This window comes from Marinifilum sp. N1E240 (genome assembly GCF_009295825.1).
In the GTDB taxonomy this organism is placed as follows: Bacteria; Bacteroidota; Bacteroidia; order Bacteroidales; family Marinifilaceae; genus Marinifilum_A; species Marinifilum_A sediminis.
Genome location: NZ_WHKF01000010.1, coordinates 42865 through 62431 on the forward strand (window position 1 = coordinate 42865; position 19567 = coordinate 62431).

The 19567-nt window shown below is 32.5% G+C and carries 15 protein-coding genes and 1 tRNA gene; 5 read left to right on the top strand and 11 right to left on the bottom strand.

What is annotated here, in order from left to right; translation table 11 throughout:
- Nucleotides 1-74: 74 nt before the first annotated feature.
- The 4 genes from rocD to GCQ56_RS17730 form a co-directional block, all read right to left on the bottom strand.
- A complete protein-coding gene (gene rocD, locus GCQ56_RS17715; protein WP_299994746.1) occupies nucleotides 75-1304 on the bottom strand; it encodes an ornithine--oxo-acid transaminase in 1230 nt (409 codons plus the stop codon).
- A 221-nt stretch (nucleotides 1305-1525) separates the two neighbouring features.
- Nucleotides 1526-3040 (bottom strand): PAS domain-containing hybrid sensor histidine kinase/response regulator, encoded by a 1515-nt coding sequence (locus tag GCQ56_RS17720; protein WP_152735873.1) that lies wholly within the window; start codon nucleotides 3038-3040, stop codon nucleotides 1526-1528.
- Between the two features lie 69 nt (nucleotides 3041-3109).
- Complete coding sequence (locus tag GCQ56_RS17725) at nucleotides 3110-5149, bottom strand: BatA domain-containing protein (protein WP_152735874.1); 2040 nt, start codon at nucleotides 5147-5149, stop codon at nucleotides 3110-3112.
- 51 nt (nucleotides 5150-5200) lie between these two features.
- A complete protein-coding gene (locus tag GCQ56_RS17730) occupies nucleotides 5201-7606 on the bottom strand; it encodes a carboxypeptidase-like regulatory domain-containing protein (protein ID WP_152735875.1) in 2406 nt (801 codons plus the stop codon).
- Nucleotides 7607-7791: 185 nt separating this feature from the next.
- Between GCQ56_RS17730 and GCQ56_RS17735 the strand changes: the two genes are divergently transcribed.
- From GCQ56_RS17735 to GCQ56_RS17750, 4 genes are all read left to right on the top strand, one after another.
- The gene (locus GCQ56_RS17735) at nucleotides 7792-9018 is read left to right on the top strand and encodes a dipeptidase (RefSeq protein WP_152735876.1); all 1227 of its coding nucleotides are present in this window, start codon (nucleotides 7792-7794) and stop codon (nucleotides 9016-9018) included.
- An 84-nt stretch (nucleotides 9019-9102) separates the two neighbouring features.
- Nucleotides 9103-9528: a hypothetical protein gene (locus GCQ56_RS17740; protein ID WP_152735877.1), complete on the top strand. Its 426-nt coding sequence runs from the start codon at nucleotides 9103-9105 to the stop codon at nucleotides 9526-9528.
- A 464-nt stretch (nucleotides 9529-9992) separates the two neighbouring features.
- Nucleotides 9993-10433: a hypothetical protein gene (locus GCQ56_RS17745; RefSeq protein ID WP_152735878.1), complete on the top strand. Its 441-nt coding sequence runs from the start codon at nucleotides 9993-9995 to the stop codon at nucleotides 10431-10433.
- Between the two features lie 179 nt (nucleotides 10434-10612).
- Nucleotides 10613-11023, top strand: coding sequence for a secondary thiamine-phosphate synthase enzyme YjbQ (locus tag GCQ56_RS17750; protein ID WP_152735879.1), 411 nt, complete (start codon nucleotides 10613-10615; stop codon nucleotides 11021-11023).
- Nucleotides 11024-11055: 32 nt separating this feature from the next.
- On the opposite strand, the gene GCQ56_RS17755 is transcribed toward GCQ56_RS17750, so the two are convergent.
- From GCQ56_RS17755 to GCQ56_RS17780, 6 genes are all read right to left on the bottom strand, one after another.
- Entirely contained in the window at nucleotides 11056-12828 is a 1773-nt protein-coding gene (locus tag GCQ56_RS17755; protein WP_152735880.1) for an aminopeptidase P family protein, read from the bottom strand.
- A 149-nt stretch (nucleotides 12829-12977) separates the two neighbouring features.
- Nucleotides 12978-14039, bottom strand: a complete 1062-nt coding sequence (locus GCQ56_RS17760) for a hypothetical protein (RefSeq protein ID WP_152735881.1) — start codon at nucleotides 14037-14039, stop codon at nucleotides 12978-12980.
- 51 nt (nucleotides 14040-14090) lie between these two features.
- Nucleotides 14091-14636: a hypothetical protein gene (locus tag GCQ56_RS17765; protein ID WP_152735882.1), complete on the bottom strand. Its 546-nt coding sequence runs from the start codon at nucleotides 14634-14636 to the stop codon at nucleotides 14091-14093.
- 87 nt (nucleotides 14637-14723) lie between these two features.
- Nucleotides 14724-15290, bottom strand: a complete 567-nt coding sequence (locus GCQ56_RS17770) for an RNA polymerase sigma factor (RefSeq protein WP_152735883.1) — start codon at nucleotides 15288-15290, stop codon at nucleotides 14724-14726.
- A 147-nt stretch (nucleotides 15291-15437) separates the two neighbouring features.
- Nucleotides 15438-17264, bottom strand: a complete 1827-nt coding sequence (locus GCQ56_RS17775) for an HAD-IIIC family phosphatase (RefSeq protein ID WP_152735884.1) — start codon at nucleotides 17262-17264, stop codon at nucleotides 15438-15440.
- Nucleotides 17265-17429: 165 nt separating this feature from the next.
- Nucleotides 17430-17502 (bottom strand) — tRNA-Lys (locus tag GCQ56_RS17780).
- Between the two features lie 240 nt (nucleotides 17503-17742).
- Between GCQ56_RS17780 and GCQ56_RS17785 the strand changes: the two genes are divergently transcribed.
- Nucleotides 17743-19044 (top strand): TlpA disulfide reductase family protein, encoded by a 1302-nt coding sequence (locus GCQ56_RS17785; RefSeq protein ID WP_193323829.1) that lies wholly within the window; start codon nucleotides 17743-17745, stop codon nucleotides 19042-19044.
- Nucleotides 19045-19185: 141 nt separating this feature from the next.
- Here the strand turns inward: GCQ56_RS17785 and GCQ56_RS17790 are convergent, their stop codons facing one another.
- On the bottom strand, nucleotides 19186-19521 hold the full coding sequence (locus GCQ56_RS17790) for a hypothetical protein (protein ID WP_152735886.1): 336 nt from the start codon (nucleotides 19519-19521) through the stop codon (nucleotides 19186-19188).
- Between the last annotated feature and the right edge of the window lie 46 nt (nucleotides 19522-19567).

The following is a 19567-nucleotide window of genomic DNA, read 5'->3' on the forward strand; positions in this document are numbered from 1 at the left end:
CAATCGTAAGAATAAAAATGAAAAGGGGCAATTCCAAATTTGGAATTGCCCCTTTTTTTATCTGTAAAATTCGATTATTCAAATTCAGCCATTGTTTTCTTAATGATCTCAATCGCTTCGCGAAGTTGAGTTTCGTTAATTGTCAATGGAGGAGCAAAACGAATGATATGTCCGTGAGTTGGTTTAGCTAACATACCGTTGTCGCGAAGACGCATACACACATCCCAAGCAGTTTTACCACCTTTAGGCTTAATTACGATAGCGTTAAGAAGACCTTTACCACGTACTAGCTCAATCATATCAGATTTAACAGTCGATAATTCCTCACGGAAAATCTTACCCATTGCCTCAGCATTCTCAGCTAATTTCTCGTCTCTAACTACTTCAAGAGCAGCCATTGCAACCTCACAGGCAATTGGATTACCACCAAAAGTAGAACCGTGCTCACCTGGCTTAATTACAAGCATTACATCATCATCTGCCAATACTGCAGATACAGGAACTACACCACCTGAAATTGCTTTTCCAAGAATCAATACATCAGGACGAACACCTTCATGATCAACAGCTAATAATTTACCTGTTCTTGCAATACCAGTCTGAACTTCATCAGCAACAAATAGTACATTGTTTTCTTTACAAAGCTCAGAAGCTTTCTTCAAGAATCCATTCTCAGGTACATAAACACCAGCTTCACCTTGAATAGGCTCAACAAGGAATGCACACACATTAGGATCTTTTAATTCTTTAGCCAATGCCTCAGTATCGTTGTAAGGAATTGAAACGAAACCTGGTGTGAATGGACCGAATCCTTTATATGAATCTGGATCGTTAGACATAGAGATGATTGTAACGGTACGTCCGTGGAAGTTACCATCACAAACGATAATCTTAGCTTCGTTCTCAGGAATACCTTTTACATCGTAACCCCAACGGCGAACAAGCTTGATAGCTGTTTCGTCAGCTTCAGCACCTGTATTCATTGGTAATACTTTATCGTACCCAAAGTAATTAGTTACGAACTCTTCATATTTACCAAGGTTATTACTGTAAAAAGCACGTGAGGTAAGGGTTAGTTTTTGTGCTTGCTCAACCAATGCGTTAATAATTTTTGGATGACAGTGTCCTTGATTAACAGCGGAATACGCTGAAAGAAAATCAAAATATTGCTTTCCATCTGTATCCCAAACATAAACGCCTTCGCCACGTTCTAAGACTACTGGAAGTGGATGATAGTTGTGAGCTCCAAATTTGGACTCTTTCTCCATGTAATCTTTTGCTGTCATTGTTGTTGTATTAGTCATAATTACAATGTTTATAAGATTTATTTATTAGGATTAAATACTTAAATTTTGGTACGCCAATTTTGTAATTATTTTTTGATTTTCCATGCCTTTTGAAGAAAAAAATAAATGAAATCAAAAAAATAATTAAAATCTGACTTTTATCATAAATGCAATTCTTAATTATAGATTTGCTTATGATTAAAACAGTAAATCCAAATAAAATGTGAAAGCCTTATAAATTAAGGAAGGTACTTCGACATTGCCATTAATAAATCGGTTTTATTAAATGGTTTGGCAAGATGCTCGGAACAACCAGCTGATAATGATTTTTCTTTATCTCCTTCGAGAGCATAAGCTGTTTGTGCTAATATTTTTAAGTTTGGACGCTTTTCTTTAATTATTTTAGTTGCCTCTAAGCCATTGGTATGTGGCATATTAATATCCATAAGTACTAAATTAACTTCAGCTCTGTTTAGGCAAGCTTGAATAGCTTCTTGACCCGTTTTTGCCCAAATGATATTAATGTTGGTTCTCTGAAGATAGGCTTCAATGATTTTATAATTAGTCATTTGATCTTCGGCAATTACAACCGTGTAATTTTCCCAATTGTAGATTTCCGGGATAGGATCAATATCATCAATTATAGTATTTTCGGTAACATCGGGAATGCTGAAATTAACAACTGTACCGACATTTTTTTCTGATGCAATCCAAATCTTACCACCAAGTAATTCTATTTCTAATCTGGAAATATATAAGCCAAGACCTGTTCCTTCTGGTGTTCTGCTGTTTGATTCATTCACTTGTCTGAAGCGTTGAAAAACACTTGTTTTATATTCTTCCGGAATTCCTGGTCCAGTATCACTAATAGTAAAATGAACGGCTTGATTTTTAATTTGATAAGTGCATGAAATAGATCCTTTATCAGTAAACTTAACGGCGTTGTGTAATATTTTATTAAGAATGCTTGAGATCTTATTTTGATCTGATTTAATAACGATATTTTTGTCGATAATATTAGGAGCAAACTTTAATTGCACATGTTCTTTGTTCGAAGATGTAATCTCTTTTTCACACTTAATCCTAACGTCTTTAAGCATTTGGTTAAGATTGAAATTGCGTTTAATTGGTTTGGAAGTTCTACTTTCCAGCATAGAAACCTTTAGTAAATCTTCAATAATTTTTAAAAGCTGAAGTCCAGAGTTTTTAATCGATCCCGCAAATTTTGGAACATTTCCATTTAAGTTTCCAGTTTCAAGTAGTTCAGAAAAACCAATTATTGAATTTAAAGGAGTTCTTAATTCGTGACTCATATTGGCAAGAAAAGCATTCTTAAGATTTTCAGCCTCAAGAGCTTTGTTCCATGCTTTTGCAATTTCAAATTCTTTTATTTTTATGTCTGTAATGTCCTGAAAAAGAACCTCTTCTATTTGCTCTTCTTTTTTGTAAACTTCGCCCGTAATTTTCCCTAATCTTAATTCCCCATTTCTGTAAAACCTAAATTCAATTTCCATTGGTTGATCTTTCATCTGCAATAAGGCTTCTTCAAAAAATGAAAGATCTTCAGGGTGAATGTGTTTAAAAAGTTTCTCGCGATTAGGAGTTAAATCTGATTTCTTGTACCCAAATATTGAATAGGTAACCTCAGACCACCACATTTCTTTTGAACCATAGTAATATACCCAATAACCTATTCCTGCAGTTGTATGAATTTTCTTTAGCTGACGTAATTGTATTTTTGTGTCAATTTTCATTTATTTGGATTTGGGTCTATGTTAATGTAAAATGATTAAAAAGATTGAAAGATAGATTGTTGATATTCGTTAAGATTTATTGTTTATGTTTTGTATAATGCTTTCTGCAAGCATAAATGTAAAACACAATAAAATAAATGTTATCCATAAGCTACTTTCATCTCTTTGTTCGTTATAAAACTCAGATAGTTTCATTTTTGATGGAGAAATTACATTTGACATGCTTTTTATTGATGTTATTTTCGATTTAACATCTTCTTGGCTGTAATATTCTGGTATTGATTCTTTTCTTGAATAATTGAATGAATGTGTTTCTATTATTGAATCGTTATGCCTGATGAAAAAATGCCCTGAATTCCTTATTTGATCATGCGTGTAAAGGTTTACACTTTGATTTGAAGAGTAAAATTGTTGAGGAATAAAGTCGATTTCTGAACTTATGCTTGTAATATGATATTGAATATCATTTTGCATGGTTTTAGATGCATTTACAGTAAGTGAAATATTTTTCCCTGTTTGGTCGTATAAATTGCTTTTTGTTCCTTTTGATTTTGTGAGATTGATCACACTTGGTACAAAGATTGGGTGAACAATTAAGTTTGTCCAAGTAGGTTTTAGGTTCATACTTAACTGGAAAAACTGTCCCAAACCAAAGTTATTCTTGACAAATAAATTATCCCCACCAGCCGTTTTCCATATTGCTTCAGTAGTTGTGTTGTTGGAAGTACTCAATTTGTAGCGCTTAAATATATCAGGAAGCCTGGTATTAGATTCCAATTCTTTGAAAACATCTTTATATATTTCAGCATGTTTTTCAATTAAGGAAAGTCTTTGTCTGCTCGAATCAATAGTGGTGTATTCGTTAGTAGATATTTCGGAAAGAAATGAATTGACACTGGAATTAATTTTTTCTCCTGGAACGAACAGAACATTTCCTCCGTTTTTTAGATAATTTTTAATGATTTGATTTAATCCGCTTTCAATTTCCTTTATCTCATTTAAAATAACCAGCTTATAATTGTTAAGGTTTTGGTTGTACAATTTCGATTTTTCAATATTTGTAAGCTCAAAATCACTTGAAAGTTGGAATAGTTTGCTCACATATTTATTTTCAGAAAATTCATTTATTGATAGAATATTGGAATTGTTATCAATTTTATAAGAGAAAAATAAGTTGTTGTCATAAATTATTGGATGATCGTTTAATTCAATCTTAGCCAAACAATATCCAGTTTTGGGGTTTGTAAACTTAAGCTGTATAATTTGAGTAGAGTAGGCTTTAAGATCAGCAGAAACAATTGCTCTAATGCTATCATTAATTTTTAATTGGACGGGAAGTTTTTCCAAATCAGTAACCGAAGTGTTTGTTAATTTAACATGTAGTTGTTGAATTTCTTTAGACTTACGATATGGCTTATCAAACCAACAACTATCTATACTGATATTATTTGCTATTTGAATTTTAAATGGTACAAAATGAATGCTCATTAAGCTATCTGTTGTAATGTTTTCAAAATCACTTTGATATTTTTGAAAATCAGAAAAAACAAAGACATCATTTGATTCATCTTTCGTGTCAATAGTAATGTTTTTTATTTTGTTGGATAGTTTTACGTTTACAGGTGATGGTTGTATGTCTTGAATTCTGGCGATTGCCTGATCTTTATTTAGACTGACCGAGAGATGAGAAATATCATTACTGTACACTTTAATTTTTGCATCATCGGGTACCGATTTAATTAATTCAAAGGCTTTGTTTTTAGCAATTTCCAGAGCATTTCCTTCTTCGGTATTCCCATTCATGCTAAACGAATTATCAATATAAATGCTTAGTCTTTCCTGTTTATGGGAGTTATTGAGCTTAGAATTTAGACTCGGTTGAGCAAAGGCGATAATTACACACCCCAAAGCCAATAATCGTAAGAGTAAGATCAATAATTTCTTTAGTTTTGATTTCCGTTTGTTTTCGGTATTAAAGTTTTTTAAAAATCTAAGGTTACTGAAATATACTTTTGTGAATCTTTTAAAATTAAAAAGATGTATGATGATTGGAATGATCAGCAGAAATAAAAACCAAAGAATATGAGGATTCAAAAATTGAATTGACATTGTTTTTTACTTGTAATTGTTAATAGAATTGATAAAAATAAGATTCATTCATTAAAATTTGGCACTCAACTTTAAATTCAACTTTCGACCAGTTAAATAGTTTGGGATTGCGTACTGATTTCCTGAAACATCTTTAATCCATAAATAAGAGATTGTATTGTTGATATCCAGCACATTAAAAATCTCGAGTCCCAACCACATCGATTTAAAGTGTTTTAAGAAACCTCTTTTGTTCATCTTCTCATCGACAAGTATTTTTGAAAAGCCTAAATCAATTCTTTTGTAGTTTGGCATTCGAAATGAACCTCCATTTTTTCCATTTTTGGGACTCCATACTGGTAATTTACCTCCATAAAATAAGCTCAAATGCATTTTATACGATGGGTTATTTGGCAGGTAATCCTGAAAAAACATTGAAAAATTAAACCTCTGATCTGTTGGACGCGGAATAGAAGACATTTGATCTCCAATGATATTTTCTTCTGTTTTCATTATGGATAGGCTAGCCCAGGATTCCGTTCCAGGTACAAATTCACCATTTATACGTAAATCGAGTCCTGCAGCATATCCTTTTGCTTTTTGATCAGCGTAATAACGAATTCGGACATTTTCGATGTCGTAAGGAGTTACTGAAACTAAATCTTTATAATATAATTCGCTGGAAAATTTGAACGGTCTGTCCCAAGCGGTAAAGTAGTATTCCTGACCTAGTACGTAATGAATTGATTTTTGAAATTCCAATTTTGGGCTAATATTTCCATCAATCATCAGCATTTCCCGATAGGATGGGACTTGTTTATAATACCCGGCAGCCAAACGGAATTTCACTTTATTTTTCCAATCGGGAATGTAATTTAATGACGCGCGAGGCGAAAAAATCTCTTTTTTGTTGTAATCCCAGTAATGATATCGTACACCACCGGTAAGTTGTAATTCTCCATTTTCTAACTCAATAAGTTTTGTTGCCTGGACAAATGATTTATAATGTTTTGAATCGATTTTGTTTTTGGCATTTCTTGCGTAAGCTAACAGTACATCCGAATCGGAAACTGGGACTGAATAACCTGCAGAATCCTGATATTGCCATTCATTTATTTTATCATCTACCTCTTCAGATTTTATTCCAACTCCCCATTGAAGAAACCAATCATTTATAGAATGATCACCTTTTACATCCAGAGTGTAAACATCTTTTTCAAGTTTATTTCTCGCATGATCAATGAAAGTTCCAACTCCTAAATTTTCAATACTTTCATTTGTTGATCCTCCTTGGGAGACAAATAAATCGCTTAAGTAGTATTGTCCCATAATATCAAATTTTTCTTCTTCAGTGGTTTGATATCTGCTACCAATTAATCGAATTAAAGAGTTTGAATTCGGGTGATATTTAAAGGTGAAGGCTTGCGTATTGGTTTTAAATTCGTCTTTTTCCTGACCCTCAAAATAGATTTTGAGTTGTAAGGCATTACTTATTGTTCCAAATGAAGTCGTCCTGTTTTCAGGTCTAAACCTATAATCGTTCTCACTAAAACTAATCCAGGTATGAAGGCTAATTGCTGAACTAAAACGATAATTTATCAATGCCTGAAAATCTTTAAAATTTGGCTCATATTCTCCTTTGGTGTCGAGAGATTGTAGCAGATAACGATTGGTTTTGTATCGTGCTCCTGCGATATAGGAGAATTTTTGGTTTTTACTTTTATCGCCAATATGCGCTGACGCTCCAAGCATACTTATCTCTGTGGAAGCTTCAAAACTGCCGGGGTCTTTGTATTTTATATCTAAAACCGATGAAAGTTTATCTCCATATTTAGCATCGAAACCTCCTGATGAAAATTGAATTGAAGAAACCAAATCTGGATTAATAATACTAAGTCCTTCCTGCTGTCCAGAGCGAATTAGATTTGGACGATGAATCTCTATTTCATTAATATAGACTAAATTTTCATCGAAATTACCACCTCGAACCGTATACTGAGAACTCAATTCATTATTGGAACTAACTCCGGGAAGAGTTTTTATAATCTGTTCAATTTTACCACTACCGGTAACTGGTATTTGATCTATGTGTTTGGTATTGATAGCAGTTGCTTTACTTCTTATATTTTGATCAGCATCGACCCTAATTTCTTGAATGTTTTCTTGTTTTAAATGTAAGGTTACTTGCAACTTTTTCGCCTCACCATTTTTCAAAACAATATTTTTCTGATAATCCTGAAAGCTAATATGAGTTATAAGTAATGTAATTCTATCGTTAGCTTTTACATTAAGATAAAAGTTACCTAAACTGTCGCTACTTGTAATTTGCTCGTGATTTTTGATGCTTATGTGCGCTCCTGTAACAGGATTATTACTGGAATCGTGAATTGTACCATTGATAGTAGAGTTTTGAGCTTGAGATATTAGTGGTAATATCAAAAAACAAATTAACACAATACGAGAAATAGATTGAATCATAAAATTAAATTACAGTGCAAATTATAGTATTGGATTAGTTCCGGAAAATAACCAAAACACCAATATACAAAGCAATTTGAAAATAATGAACATTTTGCATAAAATTTAAAATACGGAAATTCAGATGCTTATTCATTTAAGTCAATTATCTTTACAAATCTTAACTTCTAAAATCTAAATTTATTATGAAATTGTTCGAATTAAAGGCTATATTTTTGTCTTTTTTGTTTCTCAGTAATCTTGTATTTACATCTTGTGAAAGTTTTGAACAGAAGGCAGCTAAAATTCATAATCATGCATTTACTATTGATACACATGTTGATACTCCATATCATTTGTTAGATAAAGATTTTAACATAGCTGAATATCATGAATATACTCCAGGAGGTAGCAGAGTTGATTTTCTAAGAATGAAGGAAGGTGGATTAGATGGAATATTTTTTGCGGCGTTTACATCTCAAAGAGATAGAACTGAAGAAAACATTCAAATTGCCAGGGAAAAAGCCGATGAATTGATCGATTCCATTCATTCAGCATGTAAGCAGCACAATCAATTGGCTGAAGTTGCTACAAGTGTTGAAGATGGGTACCGACTTGAAAAGGAAGGTAAACGAGCCATTTATATCGGGCTGGAGAATGGATTTCCGATTGGGACTACAATTTCTGAGGTGGAACGATATTACGATAAAGGCGTGAGATACATTACGCTTTGTCATACATCTAATAATGATATTTGTGATTCCTCTACCGACAGAAAGGGAGCTGAATTTAATGGATTAAGTGAGTTTGGAGAACAAGTGGTGAAAGAGATGAATCGATTGGGAATTTTAATTGATGTTTCTCACATTTCGGATAGTGCATTTTATGATGTTATAAATTTGTCAAAAACACCTGTATTAGCATCTCACTCTTGTGCACGTGCGGTTTGCGATAGCCCAAGAAATCTTAACGATGACATGTTGAAAGCTTTGGCTGAAAATGGCGGTGTTATTCAAATGTGTATACTTGACGATTACGTTAAGGCAGCAAATAAAAATACCGAGCGATATAAAAAAGAATTGGAATTGCGCGAGCGATACAGGAAAGCAGGAAAAATGACTCCGGAAGAGGAGAAGAAAATTTGGGATGAGTGGAGACAACTTCAAATTGATTATCCTAAAGAGAAACCAACCGTTTCTGATGCAGTAGATCATATCGATCATATTGTGAAGACGATAGGTGTTGATTACGTTGGAATTGGAACCGACTTTGATGGCGGTGGTGGATTAAAAGATTGTGTTGATGTTAGCCAAATGATGAACATTACCATTGAGTTGCTTAAAAGAGATTATTCAGCAGAAGATATACATAAAATCTGGGGAGGTAATTTTATGCGTGTTTTTAAGGAGATTGAGTTGTACGCAAAGAGATAGAGATAATTTGTAGCTGTTCCTAAACAAGTTTTTTGGTAAAGCTTATTTTATACATTTGTTGAATTAATAAAAATTGATGTTCAAGTGAAGAAAGTATTGGTAATTAGCGATAAAAATGAAGCTCGTTCTCAAATGGCTGAGAAATGGCTGAATTACTATGGAAAAAAGCACATAAATGTATGGAGTGCCGGTTTATTGAAAGGTAAGATTAATGTTATGGCTCAAAAGGCAATGGCTGAAGCTGTAATGGATATACCTGAATACAAATCGAAATGCCTTTCAGATTTGGATGAAAAAGAATTTGATTTCGTATTGTGTTTCGATAAGAATTTATCAGATAAATTACCAGAATTGATTGGAAATCCTGAAATTAAGATATTTGATCTGCCTGATCCTGCCAAAGTAGAAGGAGAGGAGAACGTGAAATTACAAGCTTATAATGCTGTTTGTAATGCTGTTGATGATGCATGTTTTGTTTTTGTACAGGAACATTTCAGGATTGTTCCATAAATTTGATATATGTATTGATAAACATTTTGAGCGTAAATTGCTTATTATCTGAATAAAAAAATAAATAGGAATATGTTCTACGGGATTCAAATATTGAATCCCGTTTTTTATTTGACTAGCTGAAGATAGTGAACTCCTCTCATTTTAAACTCATTAATAAATAGCTTGATTATGAAATCTTATGGAAATAGTTTCTTCATGATTTAGTTGTTGATGTAGAGCATTATTTTCGTATTAATAATAACCTTACATGGTGCAAGTGCTTGACAAGGACTCGGATAATTTGTAATTTTATTATAAATCCGATACCGAAAGGCAATTAGAACAGATAAGTTTATGACATACGTAATCCTACAAATATTAACTGGTTGTCTTCACGAAAAAAAACGGAATAAAATCTCTCATTATCCTACCAAAAATAAACCTTTTATTTTATAAGAATCTATTCATTAAAGGAGGCGAAGATGAAAAATAATATTGGAGTTTGGTTAGACACCGAAAAAGCCTATATCATTACATTAAAAAATGATGAAAGTCATGTGGAAATAATTGAATCAGATGTGGAAACACGAGTTCGTTTTAAAGGGGAAACAAAAGCATATTCCAAAATGGGGAATCAGTTTATTAACCCAGCTAAAAGAATGACTCACCGGAGGAGGCATCAATTTAAGCAATATTTTGAGGAGATTACAGATTGCCTTTCAGAAGCAGAGGAGATTTATCTTTTCGGTCCGGCTGAAACCAAAGTGCATTTGGCAAAACATTTGAGTAAGGATTCAAATTTAAAGGATAGAATCCGTAAAATTGAATCTGAAGATCAGATGACAGAAAAGCAAATGATTGCTTGTGTAAAGAATATTTTTAAGAAAGATAAAGTGAATGTAAATGTTCGTATCAGACATTAAGTAAGGAAAAATAGTGGTATAAATACAATAGGTAAGTAAGGCGGTTCCCAGTTTTGAGTTTTGTTAGATTGCCATCGAAGCAGAATTCAAAGCTGGGAATTTTTGCTGTTTGGTATTTTTTATCTGAATATTTAATTTAGCATATAGTTTAATTTTAGAAGAAATCTTTATAACAGAAAATGGTTCATCAAGTAGAAATTACATTACCTGCCTATTCAAGAGGATATCACCTTATTGATTCGGAGATTATAAATCAATTGTCAAATTTACCTGAAGTTGGAATTTTGCATTTGTTCATTAAGCATACTTCTGCTGCCTTAAGCATTAATGAAAATGCAGACCCATCTGTTCGTGAGGATTTTGAATCTATCATGAATCATTTGGTGCCAGAAAATCAGCCATATTATACTCATATTTACGAAGGTGCAGACGATATGCCAGCTCATGTAAAAGCAAGCTTGCTTGGTCCCGATTTAACAATTCCAATTCGTAATGGAAGTTTAAATTTGGGAACCTGGCAAGGAATTTATTTGTGTGAATTCAGAAATAGAGGAGGACGTCGTAAAATTGTTGCTACGATCTATTCATAAAAAAACGCCTCAATTAATGAGGCGTTTAAATTTTATATTGCTTTGGTTTTATCTTTTAACCAGGCTTTGTGTTTTGCATCCAATTGAGGTGATAATTGGTCATATACCTTCTGGTGATATGAATTCAGCCAATATCTTTCATCTTGCGTTAAAATGTCAACATTAACACCTTTTGTTTCAAAATGGCAAAGAGTAATGGTTTCAAACTCTAAGTAATCTCCAAACTGAGATGATCCAGCTTCTTTACAAAGAATCAAATTTTCATGTCGAATTCCATATTGTCCTTGTCGGTATAAGGCAGGTTCATTGGAGGTTATCATTCCCTTTATCATCGCCTGTTCCTTTAGTTCCTGACGAATACTCTGAGGACCTTCATGAACATTCATAAAACAACCAACACCATGTCCTGTTCCGTGTCCGTAGTTTCTGAAATTTTTCCACAAGTCCATTCGAGCTAAAATATCAATATTACAACCACGAGTACCCATAGGAAAAACTGCCATTGCCAATTGAATCATACCTTTTAAAACCAAAGTGTAATCCAATTTTTCTTCTTCACTCATTTCTCCTAAAGGAATTGTTCTTGTGATATCGGTTGTTCCATCAAGATATTGAGCTCCAGAATCGATTAGTAAAATTCCATCTTTTTTGATCTCAACATTTGATTCCTGAGTGGTAGAGTAATGTGGATGGGCACCATGATCTTTGTATCCGCATATGGTTCCAAAACTTTCACCTTTAAAATTTTCTTGCTGACTACGGAACTCTCTCAGTTTCTCCATTATAGTAAATTCTGTAATAGATTCTATTTCTAGGTTTTCTTCCAGCCAATAGTAAAAATGTGTTAAGGCAACACCATCTTTTTTCATGGCATTTTTCATGCCTTCTATCTCAACTTCATTTTTTAAACTTTTGAAAAGTTGCGAAGGGTTTTCTCTTTCAATAATGTTAGCAGAAATAGAGTAGAATGCTTTGAGGTTGGTTCTGTTGACATCAAGTAAAACATTTGCTGAAGCAGGAAGTTCTTCTAAGTCATTAAAAATTTGTCCGTAACTGGCGATTGAAATTTCATCTTCAGCTAAACTTTTTAGTAAGACATCTGAAATTTTCGCTTCATTTAAATAAACACATGCCTTCTCTTTCCCAATTATCGCATAAGCTAATGCTAAAGGGTTGTAATCAACATCAGATCCTCTCAAATTGAATATCCATGCAACATCATCCATGCTTCCAACAAAGTGATAATTGCTCTTGTTTTCTTCCATTTTTTTACGAACCTGAGTTAATTTAGAATATCTGGTTTGACCAGAAAATTTAAGTTCATGATCGAATATAATGCCATTAGGTAATTGAGGACGATCTTTCCAAATATCTCCAACCAAATCATATTCTTCAATGATATGAATGTCTAAATTACCCAACTGATTTTTTAGGTCACGCGTTTGAGTAACAGAGAAACAAGTTCCATCGAATCCTACATGTGCTTCAATAGGTAACTCTTTTGCCAACCACTCGAAAGGAGATAGAGTGCCAGGCGTACCCATTTTAAATAAAGTTATTCCACTATCTTTTAGTTGTGTTTCAGCCTGAAGAAAGTATCTTGAATCCGTCCAAAGACCAGCTTTGTCATTTGTAATTACTACTGTTCCTGCTGATCCGGTAAAACCTGAAATCCATTGACGAGTAGTCCAGCGATCTGGTACATATTCGCTCATGTGTGGATCAGAACTGGTTACAATATAGGCTTGAATTCCTTTTTCATTCATTAAAAAACGCAATGCGTTTACTCTTTCAGCGACGGTCATTTTAAGGTTGTTATTGTTTAAAGCATAAAATTACAATAATATGATGTACATGCTGTGTTTCGTAGCTTAAATTTTAGGTTTTTTGAGAAAAATCATAAAAAAAACCTCTTCCAAATTATGAAAGAGGTTCTTGCTTGTATTTTGATTTGTTATCGTAAACTTACATTTCCGTATTGACTGTTAATTTTCACTTTTCCTTTGACTTGATCTGAGTCGCCTACGATTACTTTTAGTGAGGTTTCAGAATTGTCAACAATTTTTTGAATTACCTGTGCATTATCAGGATAATTAATTCCACAGTATTTCGTTTCAGCTTCAAGGGTATAGGAGGCACCTTCTTCAATTGCAATTTTACTGGCTACATATTGATTGTCAACTTTTATCGACTCAAAATCCTTTGATACATTATCAATTTTACAATTTCCATATCGAAGGTTTAATTCTAGATTTTTGTTTACATTCTCTATTCTGAAATCGGAATATTGACCCATATTTACCATAAAGGTATTTGTATTTATTACATTGAATGCATCGTATTTAGAATCGGCAATTACAGTTTCGTTATTATCTAAATGTAATTTTGAGTAACGACTCACTACAACTAAAGCTTTACTAGTTCCAATATTCATTTTTGAATATTTTAAAGTCAATTTTGTACGATTGCACTCATCAATAGTGGCTTTTGCGTAGGATAAGTTAATTGTGCTAACTGGCTTTTCTTCAGGATATAGAAAGCTTTCGCCACGTAAATTACCATAACTTAAGTTGATGTTTGCTTTCTCGCGTAATTGGCTGATGAAGATATTACCAAACTTGTTTGAAACATCAAGCTTAATATAGCTAGGCATAAACACCTCATAATCGATCTTGAATTTTTTTCCGGTTTTAAATTTGTGAGACATTTCAGTATGAGCAGAAATGGATTGTCCGGATTTATTCATTTTAATATCGATATTATGGAAGAGTAATTTTGCTTTTTCTTCGCTGGTAGTTTCAATGGTGATTAAAACTTTAATCGAAATCGAATCTTTTTCCCAGTTTTTAATGTCGATATCTCCATATTTACTGCTGATACTTAAGTCATTTCCCATGCTAACTGGGAAAACCTCTTTAATTTCTTTTTCGTAATCATCAATAGCAAATACGCTTGTATTTAAGCTTATGAATAATACTAAAAGTAGAGCCGAAAGTTTAAATTTTATTGTCTTCATCCGTTTACAGTTTATTTGAAGTTTACTTTTTATTTCTTGTGTTAAAGTTTTTTAGGCAGAAACATTCAAGTTTGATTTTGTCTGTTTTCTGACCTGATACAATTGTTCAATAATGCGATTTAAAATACTGGTTTTAACCTGATAATATTCAATCATAGCTTCAATTACACGATCATCATCAGGATGTAATTTTAGTTCTGTTTTTAATTGATTGTATCTTTCATCCATATCTTTTAACTCCTGAGCCAGTATGTTTTGATGTTGCGTGTTGTCAAAAGTTCCCATTCTTTCGATCATTTGTAATTGGCTGTCGATATTCGACGTATAAAACATTTCAACCTCTCTGTATTCAGGTGAAATTCCACCTAATCCAATTTGGTCACCCTGTAAATTTCGAATCTGATAGCCTGTAATTCCCGAAATGATCACAAAAATAACGATTGCCGCCACTTTTAAAAGGTTTGATATTTTAAAAGTTGGTTTTTTCTGTTTGTTTTTGTCTAATTTCGAAAGAAACATATCAAAATGACCTTCGCAAGGTTCATGATCATTAAATTCTTCCTGATGTTCTCTAAATACTTTTTCCAATTCTTTCATACATACAAATTTTAATTGTATTGTTGTATGTAACCTTCTTTTCGGATTTACCGATTTTAAAAATCAGTAGAAATGAGAGACGGGTTTTTACAGCAATTTTTTGGTTTTCTTTTCTTTTAAAATCTGAATTAACTTTTTCTTGGCTCTTAAAAATTGTGATCGTGAAGTAGATGCATTCACTTTTAAAACGGATGCAATTTCTTCGTGATCGTAGCCTTCAATCAAGTATAAACTCAGTATTATTCGGTAACCTGTTGGTAGCAGGTCAATAGCATTTCTAATTTCTTCAATCTGTTCTTTGGTGTCAATTACTTCAAGTTTTATTTCTTCAGCTTTTAGCTTGTGAGCTTCAAATTCGAGAGGAAATAATTCTAATTTTTTCTTTTTTAAACTATCCAAAGAACGATTGACAACAATTCTTTTAAGCCAGGCACCAAAACTCACTTCACCTTTGTACTTGCTAATGTTCTTAAAAGCCGACAAAAATGCTTCCTGCATAATGTCTTCTGCTTCGTATTCATCTTTTACAATTCGTAAAGATGAGTTGTACATTGCTTTGTAATAAAGCTTATAAATTTTGAATTGTGCTTTGGGATCATTTTTTCCGCAAAGCTCAATTAAATCCTGGTGAATGTTTCGGTATACTGAGCTCATTAATCTATTTCTATTCTAATGACGAATGCGGAAATCATGCGTTGCATGTTTTGAAAATAATTATCACAATAAATATAATCAAAAAGAAAAAGTATTTATACTTATGTATAAATAATGAGCGTAATTATTTGTAACGGAGGTATGAATTTATTTTGAGAGGAGTGCTGCTTTAGACAAAAGGTGCTTAGCCATTTTTTTTATTCCATGATAAATTATTTCTTTTGACCGCAGATAACTATACAAGAAAATGTTTTTTTCAAGTTTTTGATTCTTGATTTCACCAACTATTGCTGCTAGTTCATCGGCCATATTTTCATAAACGGTTCTTTTGTAGTGGCGAATACTGTGGTTGATATCATTTTCAGTGACAAATTTTCGGACATCTAAAATGTATGTGTTTGGATGATTCTTGCAGAAAGTTTCCAATACTTTGTTCATTCGTGTATGTCGTTTTTTGGCAATATTGTATTCTGATTTATTTGAAATTGGAGATTCGACTTCAGCACCATTAATAAAAATAATAGGTTTGGAGACTTTTTTACGAATTGAATTCAGGTTTAAGGTCAATTGCTCTTCACTAATTTGCCCAACGAATTTGTACTCACTTACAAAGTATTGGTAGAAATTTTTATCCATACTTTTAAAGTTGTGATAGCTACAACGCTCTACAAATTCTTTCTCAGTTTCTTTGGGAAAATCGGAGTAGCTCTCGTATGGAATTTTTAAACCTGTAGTTTTAGATTCGAACAAATCCATAGTGTAATCAACAAGCAAACTATAAACTAGTATATCGTACTGGTTCGAAAAAACTTCACTATTAAAAGCATTCTCATCAAGAAATGGTAAATTGTTTACCAGATTCTGTTTTTCATGATCTGAAATATTTTCTGACTGTACTAATATTTCGGTACTCGATTTTGCAACAGGATGATTGTTGCTATTTACATCGTTAAATTCCGTAAGAACATCAACATTTTTATAGGAGAGGTAATGTGCCATTTGTTTTAGGTCACAAGCACCTTTAAGAAAAATTTTTGTTGAATTTGAATCATTTTTTTTAACCGTTGAATGGCTCCAATCTTCTACCTCTTTAATCCAATGAGGATGATCTGTTTGATTAAGTTCCACTGTCACATCTCCAACTTTATTAATGTCAGGAAATTGCAATAGTGAATAAATGTATTGTTCTATACCAATATTCATTGATCGACACGAAAACAGAAAGTGTTCAAGTTTATTGTTTTTCTTATGTAGTGCATAAAATCCTACAATACCGTATTCGCCAAATCTATCTTTAAGTCTGATAGCCTTGCATTTGTAATCTGAGTTAGATAGAAGAATATCTAATTCTTCGCTGTTTATTCTTTTTTTCGTGTAGTTAATTTGATTGGTACGATTAATTAACTCCAATATTCTATCCTTTATAGGCCTAAGGTCGTTAATGATTGAATATTGTATTTCAGATGATTCAAGAAATTCTGTATTATCAGAAAAATGGTCTTTTTCTTTCTCTTTTTTTTCTAGTATTTTATATTGATTTAATCGGGAAAAGGAACTATCATCTTTACCTTTAAATGCAATGTGAGAATAAATTTCAGAAATAAAATCTGGCTTTTTTATCCAAATGTCTCGATTGTAGAATTGCACTTCTGCCAAATTCAAATGATTGTCATCAATAAATAGAACATTTTCTGCTCTTAATTGAGCGCTTTCTATAATCTGTTGAATGTTATGTCCTTTTGGATTCCAATTGATTTGAGGAAATATAAAATAGTCCCAAATCTTAAGTTCTTGCAATTTTTGTTTGGCAAGAGCAAAATCATTTTTGGAAGCAATTGAATTTACAATACCACGTGAACTTAGATCTTTTATCAGTTGAATATGATCTTTAACTGGAGTTATACCTTCTTCGGAAAGAGTTCCTTTCCAGAAAGTATCGTCTAAGTCCCAGATTACTAATTTAATTGTATCCATGTAAATGATAAGTTGAAGGGTTATTTTAAATTTATATAGAATAAATAAAAATAACAAAAATTCCTACTGAAGTTCATCCGGAATAAGCAGTAACTCATCAAATTAGAAAGAATAGGATGGGATAATATAGCAAAGAAAAGCCACCGAATATTTCCGATAGCTGTGTGATCCCTCTGGGGTTCGAACCCAGGACCCCAACATTAAAAGTGTTGTGCTCTACCAGCTGAGCTAAGGAATCAGGATTGCTAATTTAAAGATTTTTTTAAATCTATAAAAATGAAAGTGCTTCATATTTATAGTTCTAGGCGCTTGTATTGTTTTTTGAATTGAATTTAGCTGGTGTTACATAATAAGAATATGTACCTTTATACATCCTTATTGCAGAATAATTCACTTTAAATATGTTCTTGGTATGTTTCAAAAGTTACTATTTATTACTTTTTTAGTACTCACGAATTCGGTTTTTGCTCAAAATAAAATGTCAATAAACGCTGAATTTCCTGATTATACAAATGAAAGTTTAATGCTTTTGCAGGGAGATGATGGTGGTGTTTTCGTTGTAGCAAATTCAAGTACAGATAAGGAAGGAAAGTTGACTTTTGATTGGGATGGAGAACCTGGTTTTTATAGAATCAGCGGTAAGGATGGGTTTGTTGATTTTAGGATGAGTGGTCACAAACTTGAGTTTTCTCTTTCGGGAAGTTTTAAAGGTGGTGATTTAAGATTCCCTGATGGTGATGAGAACAATCAATATCAATACTATTTGTCAGAGTTTTCAATATTAAATGAATCAATATCAGAATTGCATGACGATTTAAAAAATCAGAATGAAAAAGATAATCTTTACAAAGATTTATTTACTGATTATAAGAAAGTCAAAAGAGAGAAGCGAAGTTTACTAAAAGATCTATGGGGGAGTCATATTGATTCTTGGTCGGCACGTTTTGCATTGGCACAGCAGGAACTTATGTCTGATGTAAAATTAAAAGGGCAAAAAGCTGAAGATTATTATCTAAAGCATTTTTTTGATTTTTTTGCCTTTAGTGATTCCTTATTAGCGGGTACGCCTATTTACTATGAGAAAATTGGCAAATATTTAAAGCTACGTGACCTTGAAGGACTGATTGAAATTGGGAATTTTAAAAAAATAAAAGATGTAATTGGGAATTTGTTTTGGTTAACAGAGTTGGATCCTGATTCACAAAAATATCTTGCGAATTATTTGATGAACAAATATCCTGAGGAGACTTATACAGAGGTTTACCATATTGTAACAGATGCTTATCGTGTTTTAAATACTTGCGAATATGTGTTAAATACCCGCACCATAAGAAATAGAATTAGCAACTACAAACAGATAAAAAAAGGTTGGCAAGCTCCAGATATTCCACTTTATCATTCACTGGATGGAAGAATTCAATCGTTAAGTGATGTAAATAGTGAGTTAACTTTAGTTGTGGTATGGTCGGGCAGTTGTAGACATAGTATTGAGATGTTGAATGAAATTTCGAATTTATACTATACTTACAAAGATTTAGGTTTAGAGGTTGTTGCTGTATCATTAGATAATAACCTTAATTTTTGGAAAGAAATCATTTCTTATAATGATTTTCCCTGGATAAATGCGTGTGATACCGATGGCTTAAATGGAACAGTCGCAAGTCAGTTTAATGTTTACGTAACTCCAAGTTTGTTTTTAATGGATCCTTCACTTAAAATTGTTGATGTACCACAAACCGTATTTCAGTTGGAGAAAAAATTAATGGAAGTTTTTAAGTAGGTGACGTAGCATTGCTACATCCATATTATGAGTTCCATATTATAGGATTTTTACGAATATATTTCTTGATCTTTTAAAATTCCTTTTGATTTTTGATAATTCTATCAAGGAAGCGAGGTAACCAATCAAACAAAAAAATTACTATTCTACTTGCACCATTTTGTTAATGCTGATTTGAACGATCTTATCACCACAGATAAACTGCCAGATTTTGGAGAAATGGAACACATGTGTTGATTTTTGTAATTTTTGGGGTTGACGTAGCAATGAAACGTCCTTACAATCCCCGACACTGCCAATTATGCCATGTATATGATCAGGAATAATGACATATTCACCGAGAAACATATGATTGTCATATAGAGGAATGTTATTCCAAAATAAATTTGCCTGTTTTTCAATTTCAGATAATTCCATTTTACCGTTCAAAACCTCTCCGAAAAAGCGCTCTCGATCTTTTGTGTAGATTGTCACCATAAACCATCCTATATTGGTATAGTCATGATTTTGAAGGAAAAAGGCA

Bases quoted from the DNA above. Each gene is read 5' to 3' on its own strand.
- rocD (WP_299994746.1), bottom strand. From the start codon at position 1,304: ATGACTAATACAACAACAATGACAGCAAAAGATTACATGGAGAAAGAG.
- GCQ56_RS17785 (WP_193323829.1), top strand. From the start codon at position 17,743: ATGTCAATAAACGCTGAATTTCCTGATTATACAAATGAAAGTTTAATG.
- GCQ56_RS17755 (WP_152735880.1), bottom strand. From the start codon at position 12,828: ATGACCGTCGCTGAAAGAGTAAACGCATTGCGTTTTTTAATGAATGAA.
- GCQ56_RS17730 (WP_152735875.1), bottom strand. From the start codon at position 7,606: ATGATTCAATCTATTTCTCGTATTGTGTTAATTTGTTTTTTGATATTA.
- GCQ56_RS17725 (WP_152735874.1), bottom strand. From the start codon at position 5,149: ATGTCAATTCAATTTTTGAATCCTCATATTCTTTGGTTTTTATTTCTG.
- GCQ56_RS17750 (WP_152735879.1), top strand. From the start codon at position 10,613: ATGGTTCATCAAGTAGAAATTACATTACCTGCCTATTCAAGAGGATAT.
- GCQ56_RS17760 (WP_152735881.1), bottom strand. From the start codon at position 14,039: ATGAAGACAATAAAATTTAAACTTTCGGCTCTACTTTTAGTATTATTC.
- GCQ56_RS17790 (WP_152735886.1), bottom strand. From the start codon at position 19,521: ATGGTGACAATCTACACAAAAGATCGAGAGCGCTTTTTCGGAGAGGTT.
- GCQ56_RS17775 (WP_152735884.1), bottom strand. From the start codon at position 17,264: ATGGATACAATTAAATTAGTAATCTGGGACTTAGACGATACTTTCTGG.
- GCQ56_RS17720 (WP_152735873.1), bottom strand. From the start codon at position 3,040: ATGAAAATTGACACAAAAATACAATTACGTCAGCTAAAGAAAATTCAT.
- GCQ56_RS17765 (WP_152735882.1), bottom strand. From the start codon at position 14,636: ATGAAAGAATTGGAAAAAGTATTTAGAGAACATCAGGAAGAATTTAAT.
- GCQ56_RS17770 (WP_152735883.1), bottom strand. From the start codon at position 15,290: ATGAGCTCAGTATACCGAAACATTCACCAGGATTTAATTGAGCTTTGC.
- GCQ56_RS17745 (WP_152735878.1), top strand. From the start codon at position 9,993: ATGAAAAATAATATTGGAGTTTGGTTAGACACCGAAAAAGCCTATATC.
- GCQ56_RS17735 (WP_152735876.1), top strand. From the start codon at position 7,792: ATGAAATTGTTCGAATTAAAGGCTATATTTTTGTCTTTTTTGTTTCTC.